This window comes from Streptomyces ureilyticus (assembly GCF_011045025.1).
GTDB classification, from domain to species: Bacteria; Actinomycetota; Actinomycetes; order Streptomycetales; family Streptomycetaceae; genus Streptomyces; species Streptomyces ureilyticus.
In genome coordinates this window covers 1-1,192 of record NZ_JAAKZX010000469.1, presented here as the reverse complement: position 1 = coordinate 1,192, position 1,192 = coordinate 1, and the positions used below count along the sequence as shown (strand labels likewise).

Sequence of the window (1,192 nt, the reverse complement as noted above, 5' to 3'; positions counted from 1 at the left end):
CCCCCTCCCCCACCATCCCCCTCAACTTCAGCTCACGCATGGGTCACCTCCGAAGTCTCGCCAAGGACGATCCGGGCGAGGTTGTCCAGGGACACCGAGCCCGGCTTGAGGTAGTCGCTGTGGCCGCCGTCGCCCGCCGCGAAGACGCGCGCACCGAAGTCCGACGACACGGGGTCGGTGCCGAAGCCGACCGTGGTGCCGAACAAGTCGGCCTTGGCATGCGGGACGTCCGCGATCCAGTCGTCGGCACCTCGGCCCGCCCAGACGCGGGCGTTCGTGTGCAGTCCGGCGACGGAGTCGGCGCCGGTTCCGGGGCTGCCGAAGAGCGCGATGTCGGAGACGTCGAGGGCGCCCTCGGCGCCCTCGACGCTTGCGGGGCGCGAGGTAACGGCGGCACGGGATGCACCGGAGGAACCCTCGGCTGGGGCGGAACCCGCAGCCCGGAAGGCGCTCTCGGCCGCCTCCGCGCACACAACGCTTCCGTACGAGTGGCACAGGAGCGAGACCCGGCCCTGCGGATTCAGGACCTCCAACTCCCGTATGAGTCCCCGCAGTTCAGGAGCGGCATCCTTCGCCCGCCCCGTGGTGAGGACCTCGGGGCTTATCGTTCCGGGCGTCTCATAGCCGAGCCAGGCGACGACCGCGCCACGTATGCCGAGCCGTTTGTGCAAGGCGTCGGCACCCACGCGGAAGCGCTCGTACGTGTCCAGGTTCGTGTCGGAACCGGGCACGAGTACGGCCACGCGCTCGGCTTTCGCCAGGTCGCCGAAGACCTCGATGGCGCGGCCGGAGCCTCGGGCGTCGAAGGAGAGGAAGTGCCGGCCCGGGTTCGCCATGGAGCGGACCGCTGCCGCGCGGCCGTGGTCGCCGTGGTCGGCGGCCATGCGGGCCGCCTCGGCGGCGTTCGCGCGGTTCGCGGCGTACGCCTCGTCCAGGTTGGCCGGGGTCACTGCCAAGAGGCGAGCCGGTGCCGGGGCCGGTATCTCCGGGTGCGCGGCAACGGCGGAGACCGGAACGACCACGGCAGCCGTGACCAGCGCGGCGAGCAGACCGCGCGACAGCCGGCCGAGTCGCCCGAACCGCCCCGGCCGAACCGCCCGATCCGAACCAGCCGACCCGGCCGTCTCTTCCGCCGAATCCGGCCTCGCTCCAGGCTCCGGCAGCCTCAGCCTCCCCCGCACCCCCATGACGC

At 72.5% G+C, this 1,192-nt stretch carries 1 protein-coding gene; it reads right to left on the bottom strand.

Features of this window, described 5'->3' with window-relative positions:
* Nucleotides 1-32: 32 nt before the first annotated feature.
* Nucleotides 33-1,187 (bottom strand): alpha/beta hydrolase, encoded by a 1,155-nt coding sequence (locus G6048_RS48180; RefSeq protein WP_165345908.1) that lies wholly within the window; start codon nt 1,185-1,187, stop codon nt 33-35.
* Between the last annotated feature and the right edge of the window lie 5 nt (nt 1,188-1,192).

Coding starts and splice junctions, on each gene's coding strand:
- G6048_RS48180 (WP_165345908.1), bottom strand. CDS start 1,187: ATGGGGGTGCGGGGGAGGCTGAGGCTGCCGGAGCCTGGAGCGAGGCCG.